This window comes from Agromyces sp. NPDC029043 (assembly GCF_055564615.1).
Genome location: NZ_JBVHVX010000003.1, coordinates 52,614 through 77,526, shown reverse-complemented (window position 1 = coordinate 77,526; position 24,913 = coordinate 52,614). Strand labels below are relative to the sequence as shown.

General features: G+C 72.6%; 23 protein-coding genes. 6 read left to right on the top strand and 17 right to left on the bottom strand.

Annotated elements, in window-relative coordinates; genetic code table 11:
* Nucleotides 1-155: 155 nt before the first annotated feature.
* The 5 genes from ACZ4TW_RS05670 to rpsP form a co-directional block, all read right to left on the bottom strand.
* Entirely contained in the window at nucleotides 156-848 is a 693-nt protein-coding gene (locus ACZ4TW_RS05670) for a sirohydrochlorin chelatase (protein WP_465541025.1), read from the bottom strand.
* Between the two features lie 179 nt (nucleotides 849-1,027).
* Nucleotides 1,028-1,738 carry a tRNA (guanosine(37)-N1)-methyltransferase TrmD gene (gene trmD / locus ACZ4TW_RS05665; RefSeq protein WP_465541023.1) on the bottom strand — a complete coding sequence of 237 codons (711 nt, stop codon included), beginning with the start codon at nucleotides 1,736-1,738 and terminating at the stop codon, nucleotides 1,028-1,030.
* A 10-nt stretch (nucleotides 1,739-1,748) separates the two neighbouring features.
* A complete protein-coding gene (gene rimM / locus ACZ4TW_RS05660; protein ID WP_465541021.1) occupies nucleotides 1,749-2,396 on the bottom strand; it encodes a ribosome maturation factor RimM in 648 nt (215 codons plus the stop codon).
* Between the two features lies 1 nt (nucleotide 2,397).
* The gene (locus tag ACZ4TW_RS05655; protein WP_092669556.1) at nucleotides 2,398-2,634 is read right to left on the bottom strand and encodes an RNA-binding protein; all 237 of its coding nucleotides are present in this window, start codon (nucleotides 2,632-2,634) and stop codon (nucleotides 2,398-2,400) included.
* A gap of 3 nt (nucleotides 2,635-2,637) precedes the next feature.
* Nucleotides 2,638-3,063 carry a 30S ribosomal protein S16 gene (gene rpsP / locus ACZ4TW_RS05650; RefSeq protein WP_465541018.1) on the bottom strand — a complete coding sequence of 142 codons (426 nt, stop codon included), beginning with the start codon at nucleotides 3,061-3,063 and terminating at the stop codon, nucleotides 2,638-2,640.
* A 228-nt stretch (nucleotides 3,064-3,291) separates the two neighbouring features.
* Here rpsP and ACZ4TW_RS05645 point away from each other — a divergent pair, with 228 nt between their 5' ends.
* A complete protein-coding gene (locus ACZ4TW_RS05645; RefSeq protein WP_465541016.1) occupies nucleotides 3,292-4,254 on the top strand; it encodes an ornithine cyclodeaminase family protein in 963 nt (320 codons plus the stop codon).
* Nucleotides 4,254-5,237 (top strand): proline racemase family protein, encoded by a 984-nt coding sequence (locus ACZ4TW_RS05640; RefSeq protein WP_465541014.1) that lies wholly within the window; start codon nucleotides 4,254-4,256, stop codon nucleotides 5,235-5,237. Before ACZ4TW_RS05645 ends, ACZ4TW_RS05640 begins: the two co-directional genes overlap by 1 nt.
* Nucleotides 5,238-5,295: 58 nt before the next feature.
* On the opposite strand, the gene ACZ4TW_RS05635 is transcribed toward ACZ4TW_RS05640, so the two are convergent.
* From ACZ4TW_RS05635 to ACZ4TW_RS05610, 6 genes are all read right to left on the bottom strand, one after another.
* Entirely contained in the window at nucleotides 5,296-6,297 is a 1,002-nt protein-coding gene (locus ACZ4TW_RS05635; RefSeq protein WP_465541013.1) for a proline racemase family protein, read from the bottom strand.
* Nucleotides 6,297-7,214: a dihydrodipicolinate synthase family protein gene (locus ACZ4TW_RS05630; RefSeq protein ID WP_465541011.1), complete on the bottom strand. Its 918-nt coding sequence runs from the start codon at nucleotides 7,212-7,214 to the stop codon at nucleotides 6,297-6,299. The genes ACZ4TW_RS05635 and ACZ4TW_RS05630 overlap by 1 nt, the downstream gene beginning before the upstream one ends.
* Nucleotides 7,211-8,581: an FAD-dependent oxidoreductase gene (locus tag ACZ4TW_RS05625; RefSeq protein ID WP_465541009.1), complete on the bottom strand. Its 1,371-nt coding sequence runs from the start codon at nucleotides 8,579-8,581 to the stop codon at nucleotides 7,211-7,213. The genes ACZ4TW_RS05630 and ACZ4TW_RS05625 overlap by 4 nt, the downstream gene beginning before the upstream one ends.
* The gene (locus ACZ4TW_RS05620; RefSeq protein ID WP_465541007.1) at nucleotides 8,578-8,820 is read right to left on the bottom strand and encodes a (2Fe-2S)-binding protein; all 243 of its coding nucleotides are present in this window, start codon (nucleotides 8,818-8,820) and stop codon (nucleotides 8,578-8,580) included. The genes ACZ4TW_RS05625 and ACZ4TW_RS05620 overlap by 4 nt, the downstream gene beginning before the upstream one ends.
* A complete protein-coding gene (locus ACZ4TW_RS05615; protein WP_465541005.1) occupies nucleotides 8,817-9,974 on the bottom strand; it encodes an NAD(P)/FAD-dependent oxidoreductase in 1,158 nt (385 codons plus the stop codon). The genes ACZ4TW_RS05620 and ACZ4TW_RS05615 overlap by 4 nt, the downstream gene beginning before the upstream one ends.
* A 67-nt stretch (nucleotides 9,975-10,041) precedes the next feature.
* Nucleotides 10,042-10,707 (bottom strand): GntR family transcriptional regulator, encoded by a 666-nt coding sequence (locus ACZ4TW_RS05610; protein ID WP_465541003.1) that lies wholly within the window; start codon nucleotides 10,705-10,707, stop codon nucleotides 10,042-10,044.
* Between the two features lie 128 nt (nucleotides 10,708-10,835).
* On the opposite strand from ACZ4TW_RS05610, the gene ACZ4TW_RS05605 reads away from it, so the two are divergent.
* Nucleotides 10,836-11,987, top strand: a complete 1,152-nt coding sequence (locus ACZ4TW_RS05605) for a glutamate--cysteine ligase (protein WP_465541001.1) — start codon at nucleotides 10,836-10,838, stop codon at nucleotides 11,985-11,987.
* A 21-nt stretch (nucleotides 11,988-12,008) separates the two neighbouring features.
* On the opposite strand, the gene ACZ4TW_RS05600 is transcribed toward ACZ4TW_RS05605, so the two are convergent.
* Genes ACZ4TW_RS05600 through ftsY form a run of 4 tightly spaced genes read right to left on the bottom strand, consistent with a single transcriptional unit; the run spans nucleotide 12,009 to nucleotide 16,437 of the window.
* Nucleotides 12,009-13,442, bottom strand: coding sequence for a GH1 family beta-glucosidase (locus ACZ4TW_RS05600; protein ID WP_465540999.1), 1,434 nt, complete (start codon nucleotides 13,440-13,442; stop codon nucleotides 12,009-12,011).
* Nucleotides 13,443-13,455: 13 nt separating this feature from the next.
* Nucleotides 13,456-15,045, bottom strand: a complete 1,590-nt coding sequence (gene ffh / locus ACZ4TW_RS05595; RefSeq protein WP_465540997.1) for a signal recognition particle protein — start codon at nucleotides 15,043-15,045, stop codon at nucleotides 13,456-13,458.
* A 13-nt stretch (nucleotides 15,046-15,058) separates the two neighbouring features.
* Nucleotides 15,059-15,547, bottom strand: coding sequence for a DUF2004 domain-containing protein (locus ACZ4TW_RS05590; RefSeq protein ID WP_465540995.1), 489 nt, complete (start codon nucleotides 15,545-15,547; stop codon nucleotides 15,059-15,061).
* Nucleotides 15,548-15,561: 14 nt separating this feature from the next.
* Nucleotides 15,562-16,437, bottom strand: a complete 876-nt coding sequence (gene ftsY, locus ACZ4TW_RS05585) for a signal recognition particle-docking protein FtsY (RefSeq protein WP_465540993.1) — start codon at nucleotides 16,435-16,437, stop codon at nucleotides 15,562-15,564.
* 129 nt (nucleotides 16,438-16,566) lie between these two features.
* Here ftsY and ACZ4TW_RS05580 point away from each other — a divergent pair, with 129 nt between their 5' ends.
* Nucleotides 16,567-17,547: a TIGR03885 family FMN-dependent LLM class oxidoreductase gene (locus ACZ4TW_RS05580; RefSeq protein ID WP_465540991.1), complete on the top strand. Its 981-nt coding sequence runs from the start codon at nucleotides 16,567-16,569 to the stop codon at nucleotides 17,545-17,547.
* 4 nt (nucleotides 17,548-17,551) lie between these two features.
* The gene (locus ACZ4TW_RS05575) at nucleotides 17,552-19,216 is read left to right on the top strand and encodes an alpha-amylase family protein (protein WP_465540990.1); all 1,665 of its coding nucleotides are present in this window, start codon (nucleotides 17,552-17,554) and stop codon (nucleotides 19,214-19,216) included.
* A gap of 21 nt (nucleotides 19,217-19,237) precedes the next feature.
* On the opposite strand, the gene smc is transcribed toward ACZ4TW_RS05575, so the two are convergent.
* Nucleotides 19,238-22,759 (bottom strand): chromosome segregation protein SMC, encoded by a 3,522-nt coding sequence (gene smc / locus ACZ4TW_RS05570; RefSeq protein ID WP_465540988.1) that lies wholly within the window; start codon nucleotides 22,757-22,759, stop codon nucleotides 19,238-19,240.
* A gap of 157 nt (nucleotides 22,760-22,916) precedes the next feature.
* Between smc and ACZ4TW_RS05565 the strand changes: the two genes are divergently transcribed.
* Nucleotides 22,917-24,053, top strand: a complete 1,137-nt coding sequence (locus tag ACZ4TW_RS05565; RefSeq protein ID WP_465540987.1) for a GNAT family N-acetyltransferase — start codon at nucleotides 22,917-22,919, stop codon at nucleotides 24,051-24,053.
* Here the strand turns inward: ACZ4TW_RS05565 and mutM are convergent.
* Nucleotides 23,935-24,912: a bifunctional DNA-formamidopyrimidine glycosylase/DNA-(apurinic or apyrimidinic site) lyase gene (mutM, locus tag ACZ4TW_RS05560; protein WP_465540986.1), complete on the bottom strand. Its 978-nt coding sequence runs from the start codon at nucleotides 24,910-24,912 to the stop codon at nucleotides 23,935-23,937. The genes ACZ4TW_RS05565 and mutM overlap by 119 nt on opposite strands.
* Nucleotide 24,913: the final 1 nt, after the last annotated feature.

Here is a 24,913-nt window from a genome sequence, read left to right as displayed (position 1 = left end):
GAACCCCCCCACCTCCCCCCCCCCCTCCCCCCCCCCCCCCCCCCCCCCCCCCCCCCCCCCCCCCCCCCCCCCCCCCCCCCCCCCCCCCCCCCCCCCCCCCCCTCGCCCGAACCAGGTATCGCGCGACACCGGGCGGGTGCCGACGCACAGCGGGCTCAGGCGCGTTCGCGCCGCTCCTGCCCGACTGCGGCGTAGCGGTCGAGCACGAGGTCGACGAGCGCCGCCGGTGCGGGCTCGTCGGGCAGCAGCAGCGGGTCGGCGATGAGGTCGGCGCCGGATGCCGCGGCCTGGTCGTAGAACGTGCCGGGTGCGAGCAGGTACGGTCCGACGACGACGCGCGAGCCCGGGTGCACCTCGCGGATCATCTCGATGGCGTCGGGCAGCCGCGGGATCGCGGCGGCGATGAACCCGGCGGTCACCGAGCGGCCGAGCCGCTGGCCGAGCCGGCGCGCCGTCTCGAAGCACTCGCGGACCGCGCGTGGATCGTTCGATCCGGCGGCGGCGAGCAGCACGGTGTCGCCCGCCGCGAGCCCGAGTTCGTCGAGTCGCTGCGCGAGCACCTCGACCAGGCGCTCGTCGGGCCCGAGCTCGGGCGCCAGCCGCGCGGACCCGCCGATGCGGTCGAGGCCGAGCGACAGGCCGGTGCGGACGTGGAAGCCGGCGGACAGCACGAGGGGCACGATGACCGCATCGGGTTCGGCTGCGGCCTCGAGGGCGGAGCTGACGTCGACGTTGCTGGCGTCGACGAACGTGATGGAGACGCCGAGGTCGGGGCGGGCGGAGGCGACGCCGTCGACCAGGCGGATGACCGCCTCGCGGTTGGCGGTCGAGGGGGTGCCGTGGGTCACGGCGACGAGGCGGAGGGGCGGAAGACCGACGTGCTCCGCCGGTGCCCCGGATCCACTCGTCCGACCCATCTCCCGACCCGCGCTCTCCGGCGGAATCCGGTGTCACCCGCCGGTTTCGACGCTATGCAGGGGGTGTTTCGCGAAGCGCACCCGCGTGTTTCCGGCGCGTGAAGAGTCCCTCACTCAGGGGTCGTCGCCGCGTCATCCGCGAGGAGTTCGGGGCGCACGCGCCGAGTGCGCTCCACCTGCTGCTCGCGCCGCCATTCGGCGACGCGCGCGTGGTGCCCGGAGAGCAGGACGGGCGGCACCTCGAGCCCGCGCCAGACGGCGGGCTTGGTGTAGCTCGGGTACTCGAGCAGGCCGTCCTCGTGCGACTCCTCGACGAGGCTCTCGGGGTTGCCGACCACGCCGGGCACGAGCCGTCCGGCGGCCTCGATCATGGCCATCGCGGCCACCTCTCCGCCGTTGAGCACGTAGTCGCCCAGGCTGATGAGCCGCACGCGCATGCGCGACGCGTAGTGGTCGACGACGCGCTGGTCGATGCCCTCGTAGCGGCCGCACGCGAACACGAGGTGCGCCTCGGCGGCGAGCTCGCGCGCGACCGCCTGCGTGAACGGCTCGCCCGCCGGCGACGGAACGACGAGCAGGGCCTCGGATGCCGCACCGCCGACGATCGCGTCGAGCGCCTCGCCCCACGGCTCGGGCTTCATGACCATGCCGGCGCCCCCGCCGTACGGCGTGTCGTCGACCGTGCGGTGCCGGTCGTGGGCGAAGTCGCGCAGGTCGTGCGTGCGCACGTCGATCAGGCCCGTCTGTCGCGCCTTGCCGAGCAGCGACAGGTCGAGCACGTCGAAGAACGACGGGAAGATCGTGACGATGTCGATCCGCACGCCCGGGATCCTAGTCGGACTCGGGGCGGCCGGATGCCTCGGGCTCGCCACCGGGGGCCTCGTCATCGGGGGCCTCGCCGTCGGGGGCCTCGCCGCTCCGGTCGTCCCGAGGCTCGTCCGGCAGCTCCTCGAAGAGGCCGGGCGGCGGGGTCACGGTCACGGTGCCCGCCGCGATGTCGACCTCGGGCACGATGGCCGACACGAAGGGGACCATCACCTCGCCGCGGGGCGTGCTCACGATGAGCAGGTCCTGCGCGGGCAGGTGGTCGACGTGGGCGACCTCGCCGATCTTCTCGCCCTCGCGCACGACGGAGAGGCCGACGAGCTGATGGTCGTACCAGGCGTCGGGCTCGGGCGTCTCGTCGACGGGCTGGTCGACCCAGAGGATGGCCTTCACCAGGCCCTCGGCCGCGGTGCGGTCGTCGACGCCCTCGAAGAATCCGACGGGGTGGCCGTTGTACCAGCGCAGTTCGCGGAAGGTCAGCTCCTTGCCGTACCACGGCGAGGATTCGGGCACCTGCAGGGAGAACACCGCGCCGGGGACGAAGCGTCGCTCGGGATCGTCGGTGTAGAGCTCGAGCTTGATGGCGCCCTTGAGCCCGTGCGCCTTGGTCAGTCGACCGATGCGCAATCGCTGCGGGCGGTTCGGCTCGGCCACGTCAGTCGTCGGTGTCGACGACGTCGACTCGGACCCGGCGCCCGTCGGCGAGGGCGGCGACGATGGTGCGCAGCGCCTTCGCAGTGCGACCCGAGCGCCCGATGACGCGGCCGAGGTCCTCGGGGTGCACGTGCACCTCGAGGACCTCGCCGCGCGCGCTCGACGCGGAGACGACCTTCACCTCGTCAGGGTGATCGACGATTCCCTTGACGAGGTGCTCGAGCGCGGAAGTGAGCAAGGCCTACGCCTCGTCCGACGCGGTCTCGTCGGCGGCCTCGGCAGCCGGCTCCTCGGCCGCGGGCTTCTCGGCGGGCTTCTCGGCCTTGGGCTTGACGACGGACTTCTTGGTCTCGTCGACCGTGAAGCCGGCCTTGGGCTCGGCGGTGCGGACGGTGCTCTTGGCGTTCTTGTCGCCCTTGAACTTGCCCCAGTCGCCCGTGAGCTTGAGGATGGCGGCGACCTGCTCGGTCGGCTGGGCGCCGACGGAGAGCCAGTACTGGGCGCGGTCGGAGTCGACCTCGATGAACGAGGGGTTCTCGGTGGGGTGGTACTTGCCGATCTCCTCGATCACGCGACCGTCGCGCTTGGTGCGCGAGTCGGCGACGACGATGCGGTAGTACGGGGCACGGATCTTGCCGAGCCGCTTGAGACGGATCTTGACAGCCACGATTCTCCAGAATGTGTAGAAAGAGGTTGAACCGATCGCCTGGAGCGTGGGGTGCACACCCGGCGGAAGCTCGAAGGGTCGGATCACGGCCGGATAGAGGGTCGGGCGGCGATCCAACCGCCTATTCTGCCAGATGCAGACGGATGCCGCGAACCCGGCCACCGGCGGCTCGGGCGGGGGTCCGTCCGGAAGGCGTGACGTGGTACGCATCACTCCTACACTTGGCCCATGCCCGGCGTCCTCGACTCCCTCGTGCTCATCGACGCCGGCGCCGTGGCCCGTCGGGCGACGATGCCCGCCGCCATCCGCGCCGTCCAGGACCTCGTGCGCTCGGGGTTCGATCCCGACGACGATCCGCCACGCTCCGTCGTCGACGTGCCGAACGGGCAGCTGCTGCTGATGCCGTCCGCGATCGGCGGCCTCGCCGGGCAGAAGCTCGCAACCGTCGCCCCCGGCAACCCTGCGCGCGGCCTCGAGCGGATCCAGGCGGTCTACGTCGTGCTCGACGGCACCACGCTCGCCCCGGTCGCGCTGGTCGACGGCACCGCACTCACGAGCCTGCGCACGCCGGCCGTGTCGGCGGCGGTGCTCGACGTCATCGCGACGCCCGACGCCTCATCGCTCGTCGTGTTCGGCACCGGCCCGCAGGGTCTGCGCCACGTCGAGGCGCTGGCCTCGATCCGCGACCTCCGACGCGTGCGCCTCGTCGGCCGCGATGCGCAGAAGGCCGAACGTGCTGTTGCGGCCGCGCGTGACCTCGCGCCGACGGCGGACGTCGCGGTCGGCACCCCGGACGAGGTGGCCGAGGCCGACCTCGTGGTCTGCGCGTCGACCGCGTCGGAGCCGCTCTTCCACTCCGGCCTCGTCGCCGACCGCACCGCGATCGTCGCCGTCGGGTCCCACGAGCCCGACCGACGTGAACTGCCCGGCGCACTCCTCGGCCGAGCGCAGGTCGTCGTCGAGACCGAGCGCGTCGCACGCTCCGAGGCGGGCGACGTGATCCTGGCCGTCGCAGAGGGTCGCCTCTCCCCCGATGCCGTCGTGCCGATGGCGCACATCCTCGGCGGCCGCGAACCGGTGCGCTTCGACCGACCGCGCGTGTTCAAGACCTGCGGCATGGGATGGCAGGACCTCGCGATCGCGAGCCTCGTGCTCGAGACGGGTGCCGCGGGCACCGGACGGACGGAATGATGCGCTGGAGCACCGAGGACTGGCACACCGCGGGCGAGCCGTTCCGCATCGTCGACGGCGTCGCCACCGACGGAGCGACCGTCGCGGAGCGGCGGGTGAACGCGATGACGGGTGTCGCCGACGACGTGCGGCGGTTCCTCTGCCTCGAGCCGCGCGGGCACGACGACATGTACGGCGGGTTCCTGACGCCGCCCGACGACGACGGCGCCGACTTCGGCGTGCTGTTCTGGCACAAGGACGGCTTCTCGACCGCGTGCGGGCACGGCACGATGGCGCTCGGAGCGTGGGCGGTCCGTACGGGCCGGGTCGCGGCACCCGACGACGGCGAGGCGGTCGTCACGATCGACGTCCCCAGCGGCCGCGTGCAGGCGCGGGTGCAGCGCGAAGGCGGCCGGACGCGCGGCGTCGTCTTCCGCAACGTCGAGTCGCGCGTGCTCGAACTCGGCATCCGCCTGACGACCACGCGAGGCGAGGTCGAGGTCGACCTCGTCTTCGGCGGCGCGGTCTACGCCACGCTGCCCGCCGCGGCCCTCGGCCTCGAGGTCACGCCGCAGCACACGGGCGAGCTCATCCGGCTCGGCCGCGAGATCAAGTGGGCGCTCGACGAGCACCCGGCCGCGCGACTCGACGACGCACGCCTCTCCGGCGTGTACGGCACGATCCTGGTCGACGACCTGGGCCGCACCGCCGAGGGGCCGTGGCAGCGCAACGTCGCCGTCTTCGCCGACGGCGAGGTCGACCGCAGCCCGTGCGGCTCGGGCACCGCGGCCCGCGTGGCGCTTCTCGCGCACACCGGCGAGCTCCGCGACGGCGAATTCCTCACGCACGACTCGATCATCGGCACGCGCTTCGTCGCGCGCGTCGCCGAACGCACGGCCGACGGCGTGATCGCCGAGGTGAGCGGGCTGGCACATCGCGTCGGCCGGTGCGAGTTCGAACTCGACGAGGGCGATCCCCTCGCCGACGGGTTCAGCCTCCGCTGACCTCGTCGAGCGCGGCCCTCGCCGCGGCGCACCCGCGGGGGTGGCGCCGCCGCATCCGTCAGAAGACGAAGCCCTCGGGGAACGGGTCATCCTCGTCGAGCACGTACTGCCCGATGCCCGTGACCCAGGCGCGGCCCGAGATGGTCGGCACGACTGCGCGCAGGCCGCCGACCTCGGTCTCGCGCAGCAGCCGGCCGGTGAACTCGCTCCCGATGAACGACTCGTTCACGAAGTCGGTCTCGAGCGCGAGCTCGCCGCGCGCGTGGAGCTCGGCCATGCGCGCGCTCGTTCCGGTGCCGCACGGCGAGCGGTCGAACCATCCGGGATGGATCGCCATCGCGTGCCGCGAGCGCACGGCGTCGGATCCTGGCGCGATGAACTCGACGTGGTGCACGTGATCTGCGCCCGAGAGCTCGGGATGGCGCGGCGGCCGCTGCGCGTTGATCGCGTCCATGATCGCCAGCCCGGCGCGCAGGATGTCGTCCTGGCGGGACCGGTCGAAGGGAAGGCCCACGGCGTCGAGCTCGACGAGCGCGTAGAAGTTGCCCCCGAAGGCGACCGAGTAGGGTACCTCGCCGTAGCCCGCGACCTCGATCGTCTCGTCGAGCCGCTCCACGAAGCTCGGCACGTTCTCGATCGTGACGCGCTTCGCGCGGCCGTCCTCGACCTCGACGCGCGCGACGACGAGGCCGGCGGGCACGTCGAGGCGGATCTCGGTGACCGGCTCGGTCACCTCGACCATGCCGGTCTCGACGAGGACGGTCGCGACGCCGATGGTGCCGTGGCCGCACATCGGCAGGAAGCCGCTCGCCTCGATGAACACCACGCCCCAGTCGGCGTCGTCGCGCGCGGGCGGCTGCAGGAGCGCGCCCGACATGGCGGCGTGGCCGCGCGGCTCGTTCATCAGGAATCCCCGGAGCCCGTCGAGCTGCTCGATCGCCCGGAGCCGCCGCTCGTTCATCGTCGCGCCGGGGATGCGGCCGACGCCGCCCGTGACGACGCGCGTCGGCATGCCCTCGGTGTGCGAGTCGACGGCCGAGATGACGCGACGCGCACGCATCAGCGCGCCGCCAGGGCTGCGAGCGCGCGCTCGGTGTCGGCCGTGACCTGCGCATGCTGCTCCGCCGAGAGCGGACCGCGCGGCGGCCGGGTGGGGCCGCCGTAGGAGTTGCCGCAGAGGTCCATCGAGAGCTTGATCGCCTGCACGAACTCGGTGCGCGAGTCCCAGCGGAACACGGCCACGAGCTGCTCGTACAGCGACTTCGCCTCGTGCCACTCGCCAGCGGCGCACAGGTCGTACAGCTCGACCGCCTCCTTCGGGAAGGCGTTGGGGTAGCCCGCGAACCAGCCGACGGCGCCGTTCACCATGAGTTCGAACAGCACGTCGTCGGCGCCGGCGATGACGTCGATGTCGCACAGCTCCCTGATCTCGTAGACGCGCCGCACGTCGCCCGAGAACTCCTTGATCGCCACGACCTCGGGGATCTCGGCGAGCTTCGCCACGAGCGAGGGCACGAGGTCGACCTTGGTGTCGAACGGGTTGTTGTAGGCCATGATCGGCAGGCCGACCTTCGCGACCTCCTCATAGTGGGCGACGACCTCGCCCTCGTTGGCGCGGTACAGCGTCGGCGGCAGCAGCAGCACCCCGTCGGCGCCGTCCTCGCGCGCGGCCTCCGCCCACTTCCGGGCCTGGTGGCTGCCGACCCCGTGCGCGCCGGCGATCACGATCCCACGCCCGTCGACCGCGTCGACGGCGACCTTGATGACCGTGCGGCGCTCCTCGTCGGTGAGGGACGAGTACTCGCCGAGCGATCCGTTCGGGCCGACGCCGCGGCATCCGTTCGACATCAGGAAGTCGACGTGCTCGGCGAACCGGTCGTAGTCGACGGCGAGGCCGGCCGGCGCCGAGGCGTCCTCCCGGAAGGCGAGGGTGGTGGCGACGACGACGCCGCCGAGGTCCATGGTCTGCTCGGTCATTCCTGCTCCTGGTGCGGTGGGCGGTGGTCGTGGAGTCCGGCGAGCTCCCCGATGCGGATCGGGGCGAGGATCGGCCGGTGGTCGTAGTCGACGGATGGCGCGACGAGCGCCTCGACGCTTCGGCCGCAGGTGCGGCCCTGGCATGCGCCGAGGCCGGCGCGGGTGGCCAGGCGCATGCCCCGGCTCGACGCGTCCGCGTACTCGGCGATGCGCGCGCGGGTGACCGACTCGCAGCGGCAGACGATGGTGTCGTCGTCGAGCCAGGCCGTCCACCCCGGCCGGATGGCGTGGACCTCGAGGCGTTCGGCGAAGGCGTGCAGGCGCCGCCGCGCAGCGAGGACCCGATGCAGGCGCGGGTCGTCGAGCTCGCCGCCCGCTGCCGCGAACCCGGCGACCGCTCCCTCGGCGAGCGCCGCGTCGGCGCCGGCGATGCCGGTGACCTCGCCGGCCGCGAACACGCCGGGCACGGTCGTGGCCTGGCGATCGTCGACCTGGACGAACCGCTGCGGCGTGATGGCGCAGCCGGCCTGGATCGCCGCCTCGAGGCGAGGGGTGAACCCGTGGCCGAGTGCGACCGAGTCGCAGTCGACCACGCGCTCGGTGCCGGCGACCGGGCGCCAGTCGGCGTCGATGCGCTGCACGGTCACCGCCTCCACACCGCGTTCGCCGTGGACGCGCGTGACGGCGCTGGCGAAGCGGTACGGCGTGCGGTGTCGGAGCAGGTCGCGGAGGTACCCGGCGAGCTCGCCCGTCTTTCCTGCGACGCCGGTCAGCCGCCACGGGGCGCGGCCCCAGCCCCGTACGATCGCGGGCATCCCGGCAGCCTCGACGACCTCCGCGACCGTGCCGCCCGCCAGGCCGATGCTCGCGGCGACGGGCAGCAGGAAGGGTCCCGCGCCCGCGACGACCGTGCGCCGGCCGGGGACGACGCCGTCGCGCTTGGCGAGGGCCTGCGCGGCGCCGGCGGTTACTACGCCCGGGAGGGTCCAGCCGGGCAGCGGCAGCGCGCGATCGTGCGCGCCCGTGGCGATGACGAGGGCGTCGGCGTCGATCGCGAGGGCCGTCCGGCGCGTGGAATCAGCGGGGCCGACGAGGGCATGCACCCGGAGCCCGCCGTCGACCTCGACGCGCCACACGCTCGCCCGGGCATGCACGTCGGCCCGGTCGAGCGCCCCGCGGAGGCGTTCGAAGCGCGACCACCGGTGCTGCATCCGCGGATCGGTGAGCCGGTCGTGGTGCCGCCAGAACTGGCCGCCCAGGCGCTCCCCCTCGTCGATCACGGAGACCCGTGCGCCGCGCGCGAGCGCGGCCTGCGCTGCGGCGAGTCCGGCCGGGCCCGCGCCGAGGACGACGACACGTCGGCTCATCGCGACTCCCGTTCGATGACATCGCCGTCCTGTGCGGTGCGCTGGCACGCGCGGACCCCCTCGACGCCGTTGACGGTCACGAGGCAGTCGTGGCAGACCCCGATGCCGCAGAACACGCCGCGTTCGGCGCCGCCGACCGTGCGCCACGTGCGATGCCCGGCGCCGATGAGGAGGCCGGCGATGGTCTGCCCGTCGCGCCCCTCGAGCGCGTCGCCGTCGATCGCGACGCGGATGCTCACGCCGCCTCCTCGAGGCTCGCGCGCGTCGGCAGGAACGGTGCCGGGTCGAGCGGCGCCCGCGCGCCGAGCACGGCATGCGCGATGAGCTCGGCGGTGGTCGGCGCGAGGCCGATGCCGGCGCCTTCATGGCCCGCGGCGTGGAACAGTCCCTCGAGCCGGCCGTCGGCACCGATCGCGGGGAGGTGATCGGGCGTGTAGGGCCGGAAGCCGATGTAGCTGCGCAGGAGCATCGTGTCGGCGAGGAACGGGAAGAGCCGCGTCGCCTTCGCGGCGATCTCGGCGAGGGGCGCCAGCGTGCCGGCCGTCGTGAACCCGACACGTTCCCGGCTGGATCCGATCAGCACGGTCCCGGCGGGCGTCGACTCGACGACCGTGGAGGTCTGCAGGGCGGCATCGCCGGATCCGACCGCACCGACGTAGTCGGCGTCGTAGACCTTGTGGAACACTCGCTGGGTCATGGGCGCGGTGACGAGGATCGCACCCCGCCGGGGGCGGATGGCGAGGCGAGCGCCGAGTCGCGCGGCCACCTCACCGGCCCACGGACCGGCGCAGTTCACGACGGCGTCGGCCGTGATCGCGCCGTCCGTCGTGACGACGCCGGCCAGGCGGCTCCCGTCGCGCACCGGACCGGTGACCTCGGCGATGCGCAGCTCGGCGCCGAGGCGGCGCGCTCGGGCGAGCATGGCCTGCGTGGCGAGGCTCGGCTGCACCTGCGCGTCGTCGGGGTAGTGGATGCCCTGCGCGATCTCGGGACCGAGGTGCGGTTCGAGGCGCCGTAGCTCGTCGAGCGGGACGGCGTCGGCGCGGATCCCGGTCGCGCGCTGCGATGCGGCGAATCCGTCGAGCGGGGCGGCACCGCCCTCGAAGGCGACGACCACGCCGCCCTTCGCCTCGAATTCGGTGGAGGGCTGGCCGGGCGCGCGATCGTCGTCGAGCCGGGCGGCGAGGTCGCGCCAGGCACGGACGGCGAGGATCGCGAGGTCGGCCTCGGCGCCCGGAGCCTTGTCGGAGACGAGGATGTTCCCCTCGCAGCGGCTCGAGGTCTCGGCCGCGACGCCCTCGCGATCGACCACCACCACGTCGGCGCCCGCTTCGCAGAGGGCGAGAGCGCACGCGGCCCCGATGGCACCTGCACCGATCACGACGACTCGCATGGCCCGGCCCCCTTCTGTGGTACGTGACATATTACTCAGGCGCCGACGAAGCGGAACATCCGCGTGCTCATGCCTCCCGGCGCCCGCTCCACAGGCCGGCGACGTGGCCGATGTGCCGGCGCATCAGCGCTTCGGCCCCCTCGCCGTCGCCCTCGACGAGCAGTCTCACGAGCTCCGCGTGCTCGAGCGAGGAGTGCTCGAGCGCGTCGGAGTCGACGAGGCTCACGAGGCCCACCAGCCGCGTCTGCTGGCGGAGCTCACGCACCAGGCGCACGAGGTGCCGGTTGCCCGTGAGCTCGAGCAGCGTCAGGTGGAACGTCGTGTCGGCTTCGAGGTAGTCCTCGAATCGCCCCTCGCGCCCGGCCCGCACGATCTCGTCGGCCAGCCGTGCCAGGCGCTCGACGGTCTCGTCGGTGAGGGTTCCCGCGAGCAGCCGCATCGGCGGCGCCTCGAGCAGCACGCGCACCTCGCCGAGCTCGCGCAGTTCCTCGACCGACACCTCGGTGACCTGGAACCCGCGGTTCCGCAGCGGGCTCAGGAAGCCGCGCCGCGCGAGGTTGAGCATCGCCTCGCGGACCGGCGTGGCGCTCACGCCGAACTCCCCCGCGAGCGTCGGCACCGTCAGCACGGTGCCGGGCGCGAACTCGCCCGTCACGATGCGCGACGAGAGCGTGCGCTCGACCTGCTCGCGCAGGCTCAGCACCTCGAGCACGCGCATCGGGCTGCCGTTCACGGGTCGCCGCCGTGGTGATACATCATGCGGCACATCGTACGCGTTCGTTACGCCGCAGCACCGGGCCGGCCCGGCACCGTGCGATGATTGCCGCACGATCCCCCGCTCGTCGCGAATGGAGGGCTGCCATGCCGATCGAGTTCGCACGATCCGAGCGCTCGACCGTGGGCATCGAATGGGAACTCGCGATCGTCGACCGTGCGAGCGGCCAGCTGGCGTCCGTCGGCGACCGTGTGCTGGCCGAGCTCGGCGGAGCGGACGGGACGCCGCATCCGTTCATCACGTCCGAGCTGCTGACCAACACGGTCGAGCTCGTGAGCGGGGTGCACCACAGGGTCGCGGGCGCCGTGGAGGACCTCACGGGTCAGGTCGCCGAGGTGCGCGCGGTGCTCGACCGCCTCGGCGAGTACGAGCTCATCTGCAGCGGCTCCCACCCCTACAGCCAGTGGTACGACCAGCGGCTCACCGACAAGCCCCGCTACCACAAGCTGATCGACCGCACCCGCTGGTGGGGTCGCAACATGATGATCTGGGGCATCCACGTGCACGTCGGCATCGAGGAACGCGACAAGGCACTGCCGATCCTCGACGGGATGCTCGCCTACGTGCCCCACCTGCAGGCGCTATCGGCGTCGAGCCCGTATTGGGCGGGCGTCGAGACGGGGTACGCCTCGAACCGTGCGCTGATGTTCCAGCAGCTGCCCACGGCGGGGCTGCCGTACCCGCTGCCCGACTGGGACGCGTACGAGCGCTACGTCGACGACCTCGTCCGCACGGGCGTCATCGAGGACCACACCGAGGTGCGGTGGGACATCCGTCCCTCGCCGCGCTGGGGCACGGTCGAGGTCCGCGTGTGCGACGGCGTGTCGTCGGCCGACGAGATCGGCGCGATCGCCGCGCTCATCCAGTGCCTCGTCGAGTGGATGTCGGGCCGCCTCGACGACGGCGAGACCCTGCGGGTGCTCCAGCCCTGGTACGTACGCGAGAACAAGTGGCGTGCGGCCCGCTACGGCATGGACGCCGAGGTGATCACGGATGTCGCGGGCACCGAGCGGCACGTCGTCGACGACCTGCGCGACCTCCTCGAGACCCTGGCGCCGACCGCGCAGCGGCTCGGCTGCGCGATCGAGCTGGATCGCGTGCGGCGCACGCTCGACGGCGGCGCGAGCTACCAGCGCCAGCTGCAGGTCGCCGCCGACCATGACGGCGACCTCACGTCGGTGGTCGCGCACCTGGCGCGCGAGCTGCGGGAGGGCACCGCCCCGGCCGGTGCGGAGTAGCCGCCGCGCCCGACCGTCGGCCTAGGCGGGGATGCGGCGCGTGCGGATGAGCTCGGAGAACCAGCGCGCGCTCGCCTTGGGCAGCCGCTCGAGGGTGTCGTAGTCGACCCGCACGATGCCGAACCGCTTCGAGTAGCCGTAGCCCCACTCGAAGTTGTCCATGAGCGACCACACCTGGTACCCGCGCAGGTCGACGCCGCGTGCCATCGCCCGGTGCGCCGCCGTGAAGTGCCGGCGCAGGTAGTCGATGCGGTCGAGGTCGTCGACCCGCGGCCCGTCGGCGCCCTCGACGACGACGTCGTCGAACGCGGCGCCGTTCTCGGTGATCATGAGCGGCACTTCGGGGTAAGCGCCGTGCAGGGCGATGAGCAGGTCCTCGAGCCCCGAAGGATCGATGTTCCACCCCATGGCGGTGTACGGACCGGGCTGCTCGAGGAACTCGACGTGCTCGGAACCCGGCCAGGGCGTGCCGCCCATGTCCTTGTGTCCGTCGGCGTTCACGCGGGGCGACACGCCATCCCACAGCCGGACCGTGACCGTCGAGTAGTAGTTCACGCCGAGCAGGTCGATCGGCTGCGCGATGAGGTCGGTGTCACCCGGCTTCACGAACGACCAGTCGGTGACCGCGGCGGTGTCGGCGATGACATCCTCGGGGTACCCGTCGCCGAAGAGCGGGCCGAGGAACACGCGGTTGGCCAGGCCGTCGATGCGGCGGGCCGCCTCGTGGCCGGTCTCGCCGGAGGGCCGGATGACGTGGAGGTTCAGCGTGATCGAGAACCCGGGGTCGTTGGTCACGACTTCGCGGAGCGCGCGCACCGCGAGACCGTGCGCGAGGTTCAGGTGGTGCACCGCGGCGAGCGCCTTCGCACCGTCGGTGAGCCCGGGGGCGTGCGCGCCCGAGCCGTAGCCGAGGTACGCCGAGCACCACGGTTCGTTCAGGGTGGTCCACACCGCGACGCGGTCGCCGAGCCGCTCCCCCACGATCCGCGCATAGTCGGCGAACGCCTCGGCCGTCGCGCGGTTGGTCCAGCCGCCCTCGTCCTCCAGCGCCTGCGGGAGGTCCCAGTGGTAGAGGGTCGCGATGGGGCGGATGCCACGGGCGATCAGCCCGTCGACGAGCCGCTCGTAGAACGCCAGCCCGGCCTCGTTCGCCGACCCCCGGCCGCTGGGCTGGATCCGCGGCCACGCGATCGAGAACCGGTACGCCTCGAGGCCGAGCTCGGCCATGAGGTCGAGGTCGGACTCCCAGCGATGGTAGTGGTCGCACGCGACGTCGCCGGTGTCGCCGTTCCACACCTTGCCCGGCGTGTGGCTGAACGTGTCCCAGATCGACGGCCCGCGGCCGTCGTCGTGCACGGCGCCCTCGATCTGGTACGACGCGGTGGCCGAGCCGAGCAGGAAGTCGGGCGCGAACTCCAGGCCGGAGTCGCGGTAGTCGGCGTTGCCGGTGGTCATCATGCGCTCCTGTTCAGCGGCCGAGGAACTTCTGCAGGGCGGCGAGCTCCTCCTCGCTGGGGCCGCCCTTCGCCTCGCCGCCGCCGGCGCCGAGGCCGAAGCCCGAGCCGGCGGGCGCGCCGGCCTGCGCAGCGGGCGTCACGCCCGAGGCGATCGCGGCGTTCTCGGCCGCGCGCTTGGCCGGGTTGCCCGAACGCGAGCCCGAGGACTTCTTCTTGCCCTTGGCCGCCTGGCGCTTGCCGCCGCCGTAGCCGCCGGCGCCCGGGATCGGGCCCATACCGGGCACCTGGGGCACGCCGCCGCGCGCGACGGTCTTCATCATCTTGGCCGCCTGCTCGAAGCGCTGCACGAGCTGGTTGACGTCGGTGACGGTCATGCCGGAGCCCTTCGCGATGCGCAGGCGCCGTGAGCCGTTCAGCAGCTTGGGGTTCCGCCGCTCGGCGGGCGTCATCGACTGGATGATCGCCTCGGTGCGCACGATCTCGCGCTCGTCGAACTGGTCGAGCTGCTGGCGCAGTCCGCCCGCGCCGGGCAGCATGCCGAGCATCTTCTTGATCGAACCTGCGCCGCGCAGCTGCTGCATCTGCTGCAGGAAGTCCTCGAGCGTGAACTGCTCGGTCGCGAGCTTCTCCGCGACCTTGAGCGCTTCCTCTTCGTCGAAGGCCTGCTGGGCCTGCTCGATGAGGCTCAGGATGTCGCCGAGGTCGAGGATGCGGCTCGCCATGCGGTCGGGGTGGAACGGCTCGAAGTCGTCGAGGGTCTCGCCGGTCGACGCGAAGATGATCGGGCGGCCGGTGACGGATGCCACGGACAGCGCGGCGCCGCCGCGCGCGTCGCCATCGAGCTTGGAGAGCACGACGCCGGTGAAGTCGACGCCCTCCTGGAAGGCCTTCGCGGTCGCCACCGCATCCTGGCCGATCATCGCGTCGATGACGAACAGCACCTCGTCGGGGTCGGTCGCCTTCCGGATGTTCGCGGCCTGCTTCATCATGTCGGCATCGACGCCGAGGCGGCCGGCCGTGTCGATGATGACGACGTCATGCTGGGCGCGCTGGGCGTGCAGGACGGCATCCTTCGCGACGCGCACGGGGTCGCCCACGCCGTTGCCCGGCTCGGGCGCGAACACCTGCACGCCCGCCTGTGCGCCGACGACCTGGAGCTGGTTCACGGCGTTCGGTCGCTGCAGGTCGGCCGCGACGAGCAGCGGCGTGTGGCCGTCCTTCTTCAGCCACTTCGCGAGCTTGCCCGCGAGCGTGGTCTTGCCCGCGCCCTGGAGGCCCGCGAGCATGATGATCGTCGGCGGGGTCTTGGCGAACTGGAGGCGGCGCTGCTGCCCGCCGAGGATGCCCACGAGCTCCTCGTTGACGATCTGGACGACCTGCTGGGCCGGGTTCAGCGCGCGGTTGACCTCGTCGCCCAGCGCGCGCTCGCGGACGGTCGCGGTGAACGACTTGACGACGTCGAGCGAGACGTCGGCGTCGAGCAGCGCGCGCCGGATCTCGCGGACCGTGCCGTCGACGTCGGCAGCGGAGAGCTTGCCCTTGGTGCGGAGGTTCTTGAACGTCTCGGTCAGACGGTCAGAGAGGGTGCCGAACGTAGCCATAGTGCCGACAAGTCTAGGCGTCGTGGCGGACATCGACGATCTCGCGGCCGATGTCGATGATCGCCACGAGCCGCGCGTCGACATCCTCGGGAGCGAGGCCGTACTCGAACTCGGCGAACGTCTCGCCCTCGCGATCGGCGTCGGGGCGCAGGTCGACGCGCACCAGCGAGAGCGAGCGGAGGGCGTCGATGTCGCGATCGCCGGAGTCCCTGGTGATCGCGTCGGCCGCGGCATCCGCATCGTCGCCCTCGCCGTCGAGCACCGAGCGCAGGAACCGCACGACCGGCGAGGCCGACGAGTCGAGCTGGCCGACGAACAGGGTCCGCAGCTCGTCGTCGACGAGCTCGAGCTCGCCGATGAGCGTCGCGGCCGCGTCGAGCGCGGCGACCGAGACCAGGTCGGCGTCGGCGTCGAGCACGACCTCGACGTCCTGGTCGGCGTACTGGAAGCGCTCGGACCAGCAGTCGCCGACGAGTCCGAAGTAGTCGTGCTCCATCGACATCGCGCGCTCCCCTCTCACCCGACGAGCTTCTGCGCGAACACGTGCGGCGTGAAGCCCGTGAGGTCGCCGATGCCCTCGCCCTGTCCGATGAGCTTGATCGGCAGGCCGGTCTTCTCCTGCACGGCGATCACGAAGCCGCCCTTGGCGGAGCCGTCGAGCTTCGTGAGCACGAGGCCGGTCACGCCGCCGTGCTGGATGAACGCCTCGGCCTGCGCGAGCCCGTTCTGCCCGGTGGTCGCGTCGAGCACGAGCAGCACCTCGCTGATGGGCGCCTGCTTCTCGACGACGCGCTTGATCTTGCCGAGCTCGTCCATGAGCCCGCCCTTGGTGTGCAGTCGACCGGCGGTGTCGATGATCACCATCTCGGTGCCCGTCCGCTTGGCGTACTCGACGGTCTGGAACGCGACCGATGCCGGGTCCTGGCCCTCGCGTTCGGGCCGGACGACCTCGGCGCCCGCTCGATGGGCCCAGGTCGCGAGCTGCTCGACCGCGGCCGCGCGGAACGTGTCGGCCGCGCCGACGACGACGCTGCGGCCGTAGTTGCGGAGGAACTTCGCGAACTTGCCGATCGTCGTGGTCTTGCCGACGCCGTTCACCCCGACGACGAGGATGACGGCCGGCCGCTCGGTGAGCTTGAGCGTCGGGTCGTACTTCGACAGCCGCTCCTCGACGAGCTCGCGGAGCATCCGCTGCACGTCCCGCGGGTCGGTGGTCTTGTACCGTTCGACCTGCGCCTTGATGCGGTCGACGATCTCCTCGGTCACGGCCGGGCCGAAGTCGGCGCGGATCAGGGCCGACTCGAGGTCGTCCCAGGTGTCGTCGTCGATGGTCTTCGCCCCGAACACGTTGCGGAGGGCCGCGCCGAGCGACCACGATGCGCGTTCTGCCATACCGTCCAGCCTAGGGCCGAGCGGATGGCGCGGCCCGCGCCCGCGGATACCCGGGCCGCCCCGGCCCTCGCAAGGCCTTGCCAGCGCCCGGGGCGTGCGGAAGCATCGGCCCCGGCGGAAGGAGACCCCATGCCCCTCGTCGGATTCCACGCGTCGCACGAGCAGCTGCCCCCCAGCGCGCTTCTCGACGCCGTCGTGAACGCCGAGCAGGCCGGCTTCGAGGCCGCGATGTGCAGCGACCACTGGGCGCCGTGGAGCGTGCGCCAGGGACACTCGGGCTACGCCTGGAGCTGGCTCGGCGCCGCACTGCAGGCGACCTCGTTCTCGCTCGGCGTCGTCACGGCTCCCGGGCAGCGTTACCACCCCGCCGTGGCGGCGCAGAAGATCGCGACGCTCGGCGAGATGTTCCCCGGCCGGTTCTGGGCGGCGATCGGCAGCGGCGAGGCGATGAACGAGCACATCACGGGTGATCCGTGGCCCGACAAGGACACGCGCGACCGGCGGCTCGCCGAGACGGTCGACGTGATCCGGCGGCTGCTCGCGGGCGAGGAGGTGAACGTCGACGGGACCGTCAGCGTGCACGAGGCGCGGCTGTGGACCCGGCCCGACACCCCGCCGCCGCTGCTCGCGGCCGCGGTCTCTCCCGAGACCGCCGTCGAGATCGCCGGATGGGCCGACGGCGTGATCACCGTCGACCAGGACCGGGCCGCCCTGCGCGACTTCATCCAGGCGTACCGCGGCGCCGGCGGACGCGGGCCGATCTGCGTGCAGGTGCATCTCAGCTGGGCGCCCGACGACGACCAGGCCGTCGCGATCGCGCACGACCAGTGGCGCCAGAGCCTGGTGCCGGCGCACGAGGCCTGGGAGCTCGAGCAACCCGAGGACTTCGACCGGCGCACCGCGGATGCCACGCCGGAGCAGGTCACGCAGAGCCTGCTCGCGACCTCCGACCCGCGCCGCCACCTCGACGCGCTGCTCGAGCTCGCCGACACGGGCGTCGACCGCATCTACCTGCACCACGTCGGCCAGGAGCAGCGGGGGTTCATCGACGCGTTCGGCGAGCACGTCCTGCCCGAGCTGTCGAAGGCCGGACCCGAGGTCGGAGGCTGAGCGCATGCGCGCGACCGATCGCGGTGACCTCTGGTGGAAGACCGCCGTGGTCTACTGCCTCGACGTCGAGACGTTCATGGACTGGAACGATGACGGGTCCGGCGACTTCGAGGGGCTCTCGCAGCGCCTGGACCATCTCGCCGAGCTCGGCATCACGTGCGTGTGGCTCATGCCGTTCCAGCCCTCGCCCGATCTCGACGACGGCTACGACATCGTCGACTTCGTCGGGGTCGACCCGCGGCTCGGCTCGCTGGGCGACGTCGGCGCGTTCACGCGTGCGGCCCGCGACCGCGGCATCCGGGTCATCATGGACCTCGTCATGAACCACACCTCCGACCGGCATCCGTGGTTCCTGTCGGCCAAGCGCAGCCGCAACTCGCCGTTCCGCGAGTTCTACGTGTGGCGCGACGAGGTGCCGCCGAATCCGCCCGCGAGCGTCTTCCCGGGCGAGGAGGACGGCGTCTGGGAGTGGCACGAGCCGACCGGCCAGTACTACCTGCACTCGTTCTACCGGCACCAGCCCGACCTGAACATCGCCAACCCCGACGTGCGCGACGAGATCGCCAAGACCGTCGGGTTCTGGCTGCAGCTCGGCATCACGGGCTTCCGCGTCGACGCCGTGCCGTTCCTCATCGAACCGCCCGACGGCGAGGACGTCGGCGACCCCCACGAGCTGATGCGCGACCTGCGGCGCTACCTGCAGCGCCGCGCCAGCGAGGCCATCCTGCTCGGCGAGGTGAATCTCCCCTACGAGCAGCAGCTCGACTACTTCGGTCGCGAGGGCGATCCGGCCGAGCTGACCATGCAGTTCGACTTCGAGGCCATGCAGCGGCTCTACCTCTCGCTGGCACGGCAGGATGCCACGCCGCTGCGCGACACGCTCGCGCGCCGCCCGCAGCTCGAGCCCGAGATGCAGTGGGCCAACTTCGTGCGCAACCACGACGAGCTCACGCTCGACAAGCTGAGCGACGCCGAGCGCGAGGAGGTCTTCGACGCATTCGCGCCCGAGGACTGGATGCGCGTCTACGGTCGCGGCATCGTGCGTCGCCTGCCGACTATGCTCGAGGGCGATCCGCGCCGGGTGCGGATGGTGTACAGCCTGCTGTTCTCGCTGCCCGGCACGCCCGTGCTGTTCTACGGCGAGGAGATCGGCATGGGCGAGAACGGCGAGCTCGAGAAGCGCCAGGCCGTGCGCAGTCCGATGCAGTGGACGGGCGGGAGGAACGGCGGGTTCTCGCGCGCGACGCCCGGCAAGCTCGTGGCCGCGCCGCCGGCCGATGGCTACGCGCCCGAGCACGTCAACGTCGAGGCGCAGATGCACGATCCCGACTCGCTGCTGCGGACCATCGAGGGCTTCATCCGGCGCTACCGGAGCTCGCCCGAGATCGGCTGGGGCCGGTTCGAGCTGCTCGACGTCGGCGAGCCGGCGGTGCTCGCGCACCGCATCGTGGAGGACCACCTGCGGTTCGTGGCCCTGCACAACTTCGCGCCACGGCCCGTGCGCGTGACGCTCGAGCTCGGCGAGCTGCCGGAGGGATCGGTGCTGTCCGACCTGTTCGCGGTCGGGGCCGACGACATCGACGACCGCGGTCGCGTCGACGTCGAGCTCGATGCCTACGGCTACCGCTGGTTCCGCGTGCTCGCGCCCGGAGACCGGCGGCTGACGTGAACCGTCAGCTGGCCTGAACCGTCAGCTCGCCTTCGCCTGGACCTCGTCGCGGACGCGCTGACCCACGACTGCCGACACGCCGTCCTGTCGCATCGACACGCCGTACAGCGCGTCGGCGATCTCCATCGTGCGCTTCTGGTGCGTGATGACGATGAGCTGGCTCGACTCGCGCAGGTCCTCGAACGTCGTGAGCAGTCGCCCGAGGTTGGCGTCGTCGAGGGCCGCCTCGACCTCGTCCATGATGTAGAACGGGCTCGGCCGGGCCTTGAAGATGGCCAGGAGCAGCGCGACCGCCGCAAGCGAGCGCTCGCCACCTGAGAGCAGCGACAGGCGTTCGATCTTCTTGCCCGCGGGCTTGACGCTCACCTCGATGCCCGTGGTGAGCATGTCGTCGGGGTTCGTCAGGACGATGCGGCCTTCGCCGCCCGGGAACAGGATCGGGAACACGTCGGCGAAGGCCGCGCGGGTGTCCTCGAACGCGGAGCGGAAGATCGACTCCATTCGGCCGTCGATCTCCTCGATGATGGTGAGGAGGTCCTTGCGCGTGTTCGCGAGGTCGGCGAGCTGCTCGGTGAGGAACTGGTGGCGCTGCTCGAGCGCGGCGAACTCCTCGAGCGCGAGCGGGTTGACCCGGCCGAGCTGGGCGAGCTTGCGCTCAGCGGCCTGGAGGCGCTTCTGCTGCTCGCCGCGTTCGAATGGCCGCTCCTCGGCGCCGGGGTCGCCGTCGACGGGGATCGACTGATCGGGCCCGTACTCGGCGATGAGCACGTCCTCGCCGAGGCCGAGCTCGCTCTCGGCCCGCTCGACCAACGAGGCGACGTGCAGCTTCTTCTCGTAGATGCGCAGTTCGAGGCCGTGCACGTCCTCCGTGACTGAGTGCAGGCGCTCGCGCACGGATGCCTCGGCGCGCCGGGCGGCCTGGACCTCCTCGTTCCGGCTGGCGCGTTCGGCCTCAGCAGCCGCGAGCGCGACGCGGGCCTCGGCGACGGAGGCACCGACCGACGCGAGCACGGGCGGCAGCGCCTCGGCGACGCGCGTGGCCGACGCGAGCTGCGCGCGCCGCACGACGGCGCGGCGCGCGGCCTCCTCGGCGGCCCGACGTTCGGCCTCGTAATGGCGCTCCATGGCGGCGATGCGCGCCTCCTCGGCGCGGACGCGCTCGCGGGCGGTCTCCAGCCGCAGACGCGCCTCGACCTCGCCCTCCCGGGTGCGCTCGAGCGCGGCGAGCGCGCCGTCGCGCCGTTCCGCCTCGAGCACGGGCCGGGGCTCCGCCCGTGCGGCCTCGAGGTCGGCCTTGGCGCTCGTGGCGGCGGCCTCGACCTCCGCGATGCGCTCCTCGGCGGTGCGGAGGGCCTCGGCCAGGCGTTCGGTCTCGGCCTCGGCGGCCTCGGCTTGCACGCGTGCCCGGTTCAGCACCTCGGTGCGCTGGGCGAGCTTGGCGTCGAACTCGCGGAGCGCCGCGAGCGCGAGCTTGGACTGCTCCCTGGCGTGCTCGGCGATGCCGCGCTGCTCATCGAGGTCGAAGCGGGCCCGCTCGATGTCCGAGCGGACCTCCTGGAGCCGGGCGTCGGCGCGATCGCGCTCGGCGATGAGCTCGATCCGGCTCTGCGTGCGGCCCGATCCGCCGCGGACGACGTAGCGGCCGACGACGGTGCCGTCGCGCGTGATCACCGTCGCGGGGCGGTCGAGCGCGGCGAGGTGCGGCTCCGCGGCGTGCACGGCGTCGAGGTCGTCGGCGACGAGCACCTCGCCGAGCAGGGCGAGCACACCGGACGGCGCGACCACCACCTGGGCGGCGGCGACGAGTCCGGGCACCGCGAGCGCCGGTGAGGCTGCGGTGCCGGGCTCGGCGATCGTGAGCGCCACCCGGCCGAGATCGCCCTCGGCCGCCGCGCCGATCGCGCGGAGCGCGGCGTCCCGGTCGTCGACGAGCACCGATTCGGCAAGCGATCCGAGTGCGGCAGCGACGGCGGCCTCGTAGCCGGTCTCGACGCGGAGGTGCTCGGCGAGCAGCCCGCGCACGCCGGCGGTGCCCGACGCGACGAGGGCGGCCGAGCCGTCCTTCTGGTCGAGCGCGAGCGACAGGGCGCTGACGCGGGCGCCGAGCGCGTCGCGTTCGCGCTCTCGGTCGTGCAGCGCCTCGCGGAGGCGCTCGATCTCGGCCTCGGCCTCGAACACGGCCGCCTGCGCGAGCTCGTACGCCTCGTCGAGGTCGGTCTCGGCGGTGGGATCGGCGTGGGACTCGGCCTCGACGCGCGCGAGCTCCGTGGCCGCGGCCTCGCGCCGGAGCGCCGCGGCATCCAGCGCGTTCCGGTGACGGAGCACCTCGCCGCGCACCGCGGCGAGCTTCGACGCGGCCGCGTCGGCGCGACCGGAGAGCTGCGATGCGCGCAGGTCGTACTCGCTCACGCGGGCCGCCTGCGCGGCGATCTCCTCGTCGACCGCGTCGAGGGCGGCGCGGGCCTTCCGCATGGTCGACATCGCCTGCTCCAGGGCGGATGCCGCGTCGCCGACGCCTCCGCGGATGCCGTCGAGCTCCGCACGTGCCGCGTCGATGTCGGCGCGCGTCAGGGTCGGCGCGGCATCCGTGCCCTCGTCGGCCGCGGAGAGGAGCGCGATGCGCTGGCGCGCGAGCGAGTCGAGCGAGCGGAGGCGCGCCTCGGACTGCTCGAGCGCGAAGCTCACGGCCCGCGCACGATCCACCTCGTCGCCGCCCTGCGACAGCTCGAGCCGCTCGATGTGGGCCTGGTGGCGCTCGAGCTCCTGCTGCAGCACGAGCCGTTCGGCGTGCCGCTCGTGCTCGGTGCGGCCGGCTGCCTCGAGCGCGCGGCGCAGCCCGACGACCTCGTCGGCCACGAGCCGCGCCTTCGCGTCGCGCACGACCGCGGCGATGCCCGCCGCCTCGCGGGCGACCTCGGCCTGGCGGCCGAGGGGCTTGAGCTGGCGGCGCAGCTCGGCCGCGAGGTCGGTCAGGCGCGTGAGGTTGGCCTGCATGGCGTCGAGCTTGCGGAGCGTCTTCTCCTTGCGGCGTCGGTGCTTGAGGATGCCGGCGGCCTCCTCGATGAAGCCGCGCCGGTCCTCCGGGCTCGCGTGCAGCACCTGGTCGAGCTGGCCCTGGCCGACGATGACGTGCATCTCGCGGCCGAGGCCCGAGTCGCTCAGCAGCTCCTGCACGTCGAGGAGCCGGCATTGCTCGCCGTTGATCGCATACTCGCTGCCGCCGTTGCGGAAGAGGGTGCGCGAGATCGTGACCTCGGTGTACTCGATCGGCAGCGCGCCATCCGAGTTGTCGATCGTGAGGCTCACCTCGGCACGGCCGAGCGGACCGCGGGTCGAGGTGCCCGCGAAGATGACGTCCTCCATCTTGCCGCCGCGGAGGGTCTTCGCGCCCTGCTCCCCCATGACCCATGCGAGCCCGTCGACGACGTTCGACTTGCCCGAGCCGTTGGGGCCGACGATGCACGTGACGCCCGGCTCGAAGGCGAAGGTCGTCGGCTGCGCGAAGGACTTGAAGCCCTTGAGGGTGAGGCTCTTGAGGTACACGACCACCCTTCCGACTGCCGAGCGCTGCGGACTACGGTAACCGACGATCCGGCACGGGCCGGTCGCGCTCGCCGCGCGGGCGCCGATCCGGCGTTGCCGCCCGGCGCCGGGCGCCGTATTCTGGCGGGCTGCGCGGACGTCGCCGAGAGGGGGCCTCGTGAGTATCGACATCCGTCCGATCCGACTGCCGGAGCGCCTGGATTCACCTGGCGGCGAGGAGTTCGCCGCCTACGGGGAGTTGCTCCGCCGGCTCGATGCCGAGACGCTCGGCACGTCCGACCTGAGCCGGCGTCCGCCCGAACTGCTGCGCGATCTCCTCCCGGCGGACTACACCGCGCGCACCGCGTTCGGCGCCTTCGACGCGGGGACACTCGTAGGCCTCGCCGAGGTGCAGTGGGAGCTCGACGACGAGGCCACCATGGCGTACGTCGAGATCCTGGGCGTCGAGCCGTCCCGACGACGAACGGGCATCGGATCCGAACTGCTCGCCGCTGCCGAGGAGACGGCCCGAGCGGGCGGGCGACCCACCACGGTGCTGTGGGCCGAGCACCTGCTCGACGGCGTCGATGCGGACGTGCCGCGGCTGCACGCCCCCCAGGGCGATGCGAGCATCCCGGCCGACGCGCCCGCGGCGCGGTTCGCCCGCGCGCACGGCTTCCAGCTCGGACAGCTCTACCGCATCAGCACTCTAGAGATCGCCGGACGCGGCGACGAGTTCCGCGACGGCCTCGACTCGGCGCTCGGCCGGGCGTCCGACGAGTACCGCCTCGTGTGGTGGCGCGACCGCGCCCCCGACGACCTCGTCGACTCGCTCGCGCACGCCTACGAGCGGATGTCGATCGACCCGCCGAGTGGTGCCATCTCCTTCGAGTTCGAGCCGTGGGACGCGGCCCGCGTACGGGATCGCGAGCAGCGAGCGCGTGCGGCCGGTCGCACGAACCTCGACGTCGCCGCGGTGACGCCCGACGGCGAGGTCGCGGGGTTCACGGAGCTCTCGCTCCTGCCCGACTCGCCGGCCGTCGAGCAGTGGGACACCATCGTGCTCGCCCCGCATCGGGGGCACCGGCTCGGCATGCGGATGAAGCTCGCGAACCTCGTCGCGCTCGCCGAGGCGGATCCGTCGCGCACGCGCGTCTACACCTGGAACGCCGACGAGAACAGCCACATGCTCGCGATCAACGTGGCGCTCGGATTCCGCCCGTTCGCACTGGAGTCGACGTGGCAGCGGCCGTCGCCGGGCGCGGCATCCGGAGCCGCTGGCAGCGCGGGCACCGATGGGACGACCGGTTCATGAACGCCTCCCGAACGATGGGCGTGCCGCAGCGCGGACACGGCCTGCCCGCCCGCCCGTAGGCGTTCAGCGAGTGCGCGAAGTAGCCCGACGCGCCGTTGACGTTGACGTACTGCGCGTCGAAGCTCGTGCCGCCCTCGGCCAGGGCCTTGTGCAGCACGGCGCGCACGGCCTGCAGCAGCTCGCGGCTGCGTCGGCGGCTCAGCGTGGCGCCCGGCTGCTCGCCGTGCATGCGCACGGCCCAGAGCGCCTCGTCGGCGTAGATGTTCCCGATGCCCGAGACGATGGTCTGGTCGAGGAGGATCCGCTTGATGCCCGACGCGCGCCGGGACACCGCGTCGGCGAAGCCCTCGTCGCGGAACGCGGGGTCGAGGGGGTCGCGCGCGATGTGCGCGACCTGCGACGGGATCGCGCGAGCCCACGGGCCGGTCACGCCGGCCGAGTAGCCGGCGATCTCGCCGTCGGCGGTGGGCAGCATGCGGTCGACGGCCATCGAGCCGAAGATGCGCTGGTCGACGAAGTCGACGCGCAGCTCGCCGTGCTCGGGGTGATCGAGATGCAGGCGGATGCGCGCGTGCCGGTCATCACCCGGATGGTCGGGCGTGCGCAGCAGCAGCTGCCCGCTCATGCCCAGGTGGCCCACGAGCGCGGCGCCGCCCGCGAGGGGCATCCACAGGAACTTGCCGCGCCGGACGGCGGCCTCGACCCGCTCGCCCGTGAGCAACCGCTCGAAGTCGCCGGACGCCGCCTCGTGGCGTTTCAGCGAACGCGCGTCGAGCACCTCGACGCCGGCGATGCGCGCACCGGTGACGGCCGGCGCGAGGCCGGCCCGGACCACTTCGACCTCGGGGAGCTCGGGCACG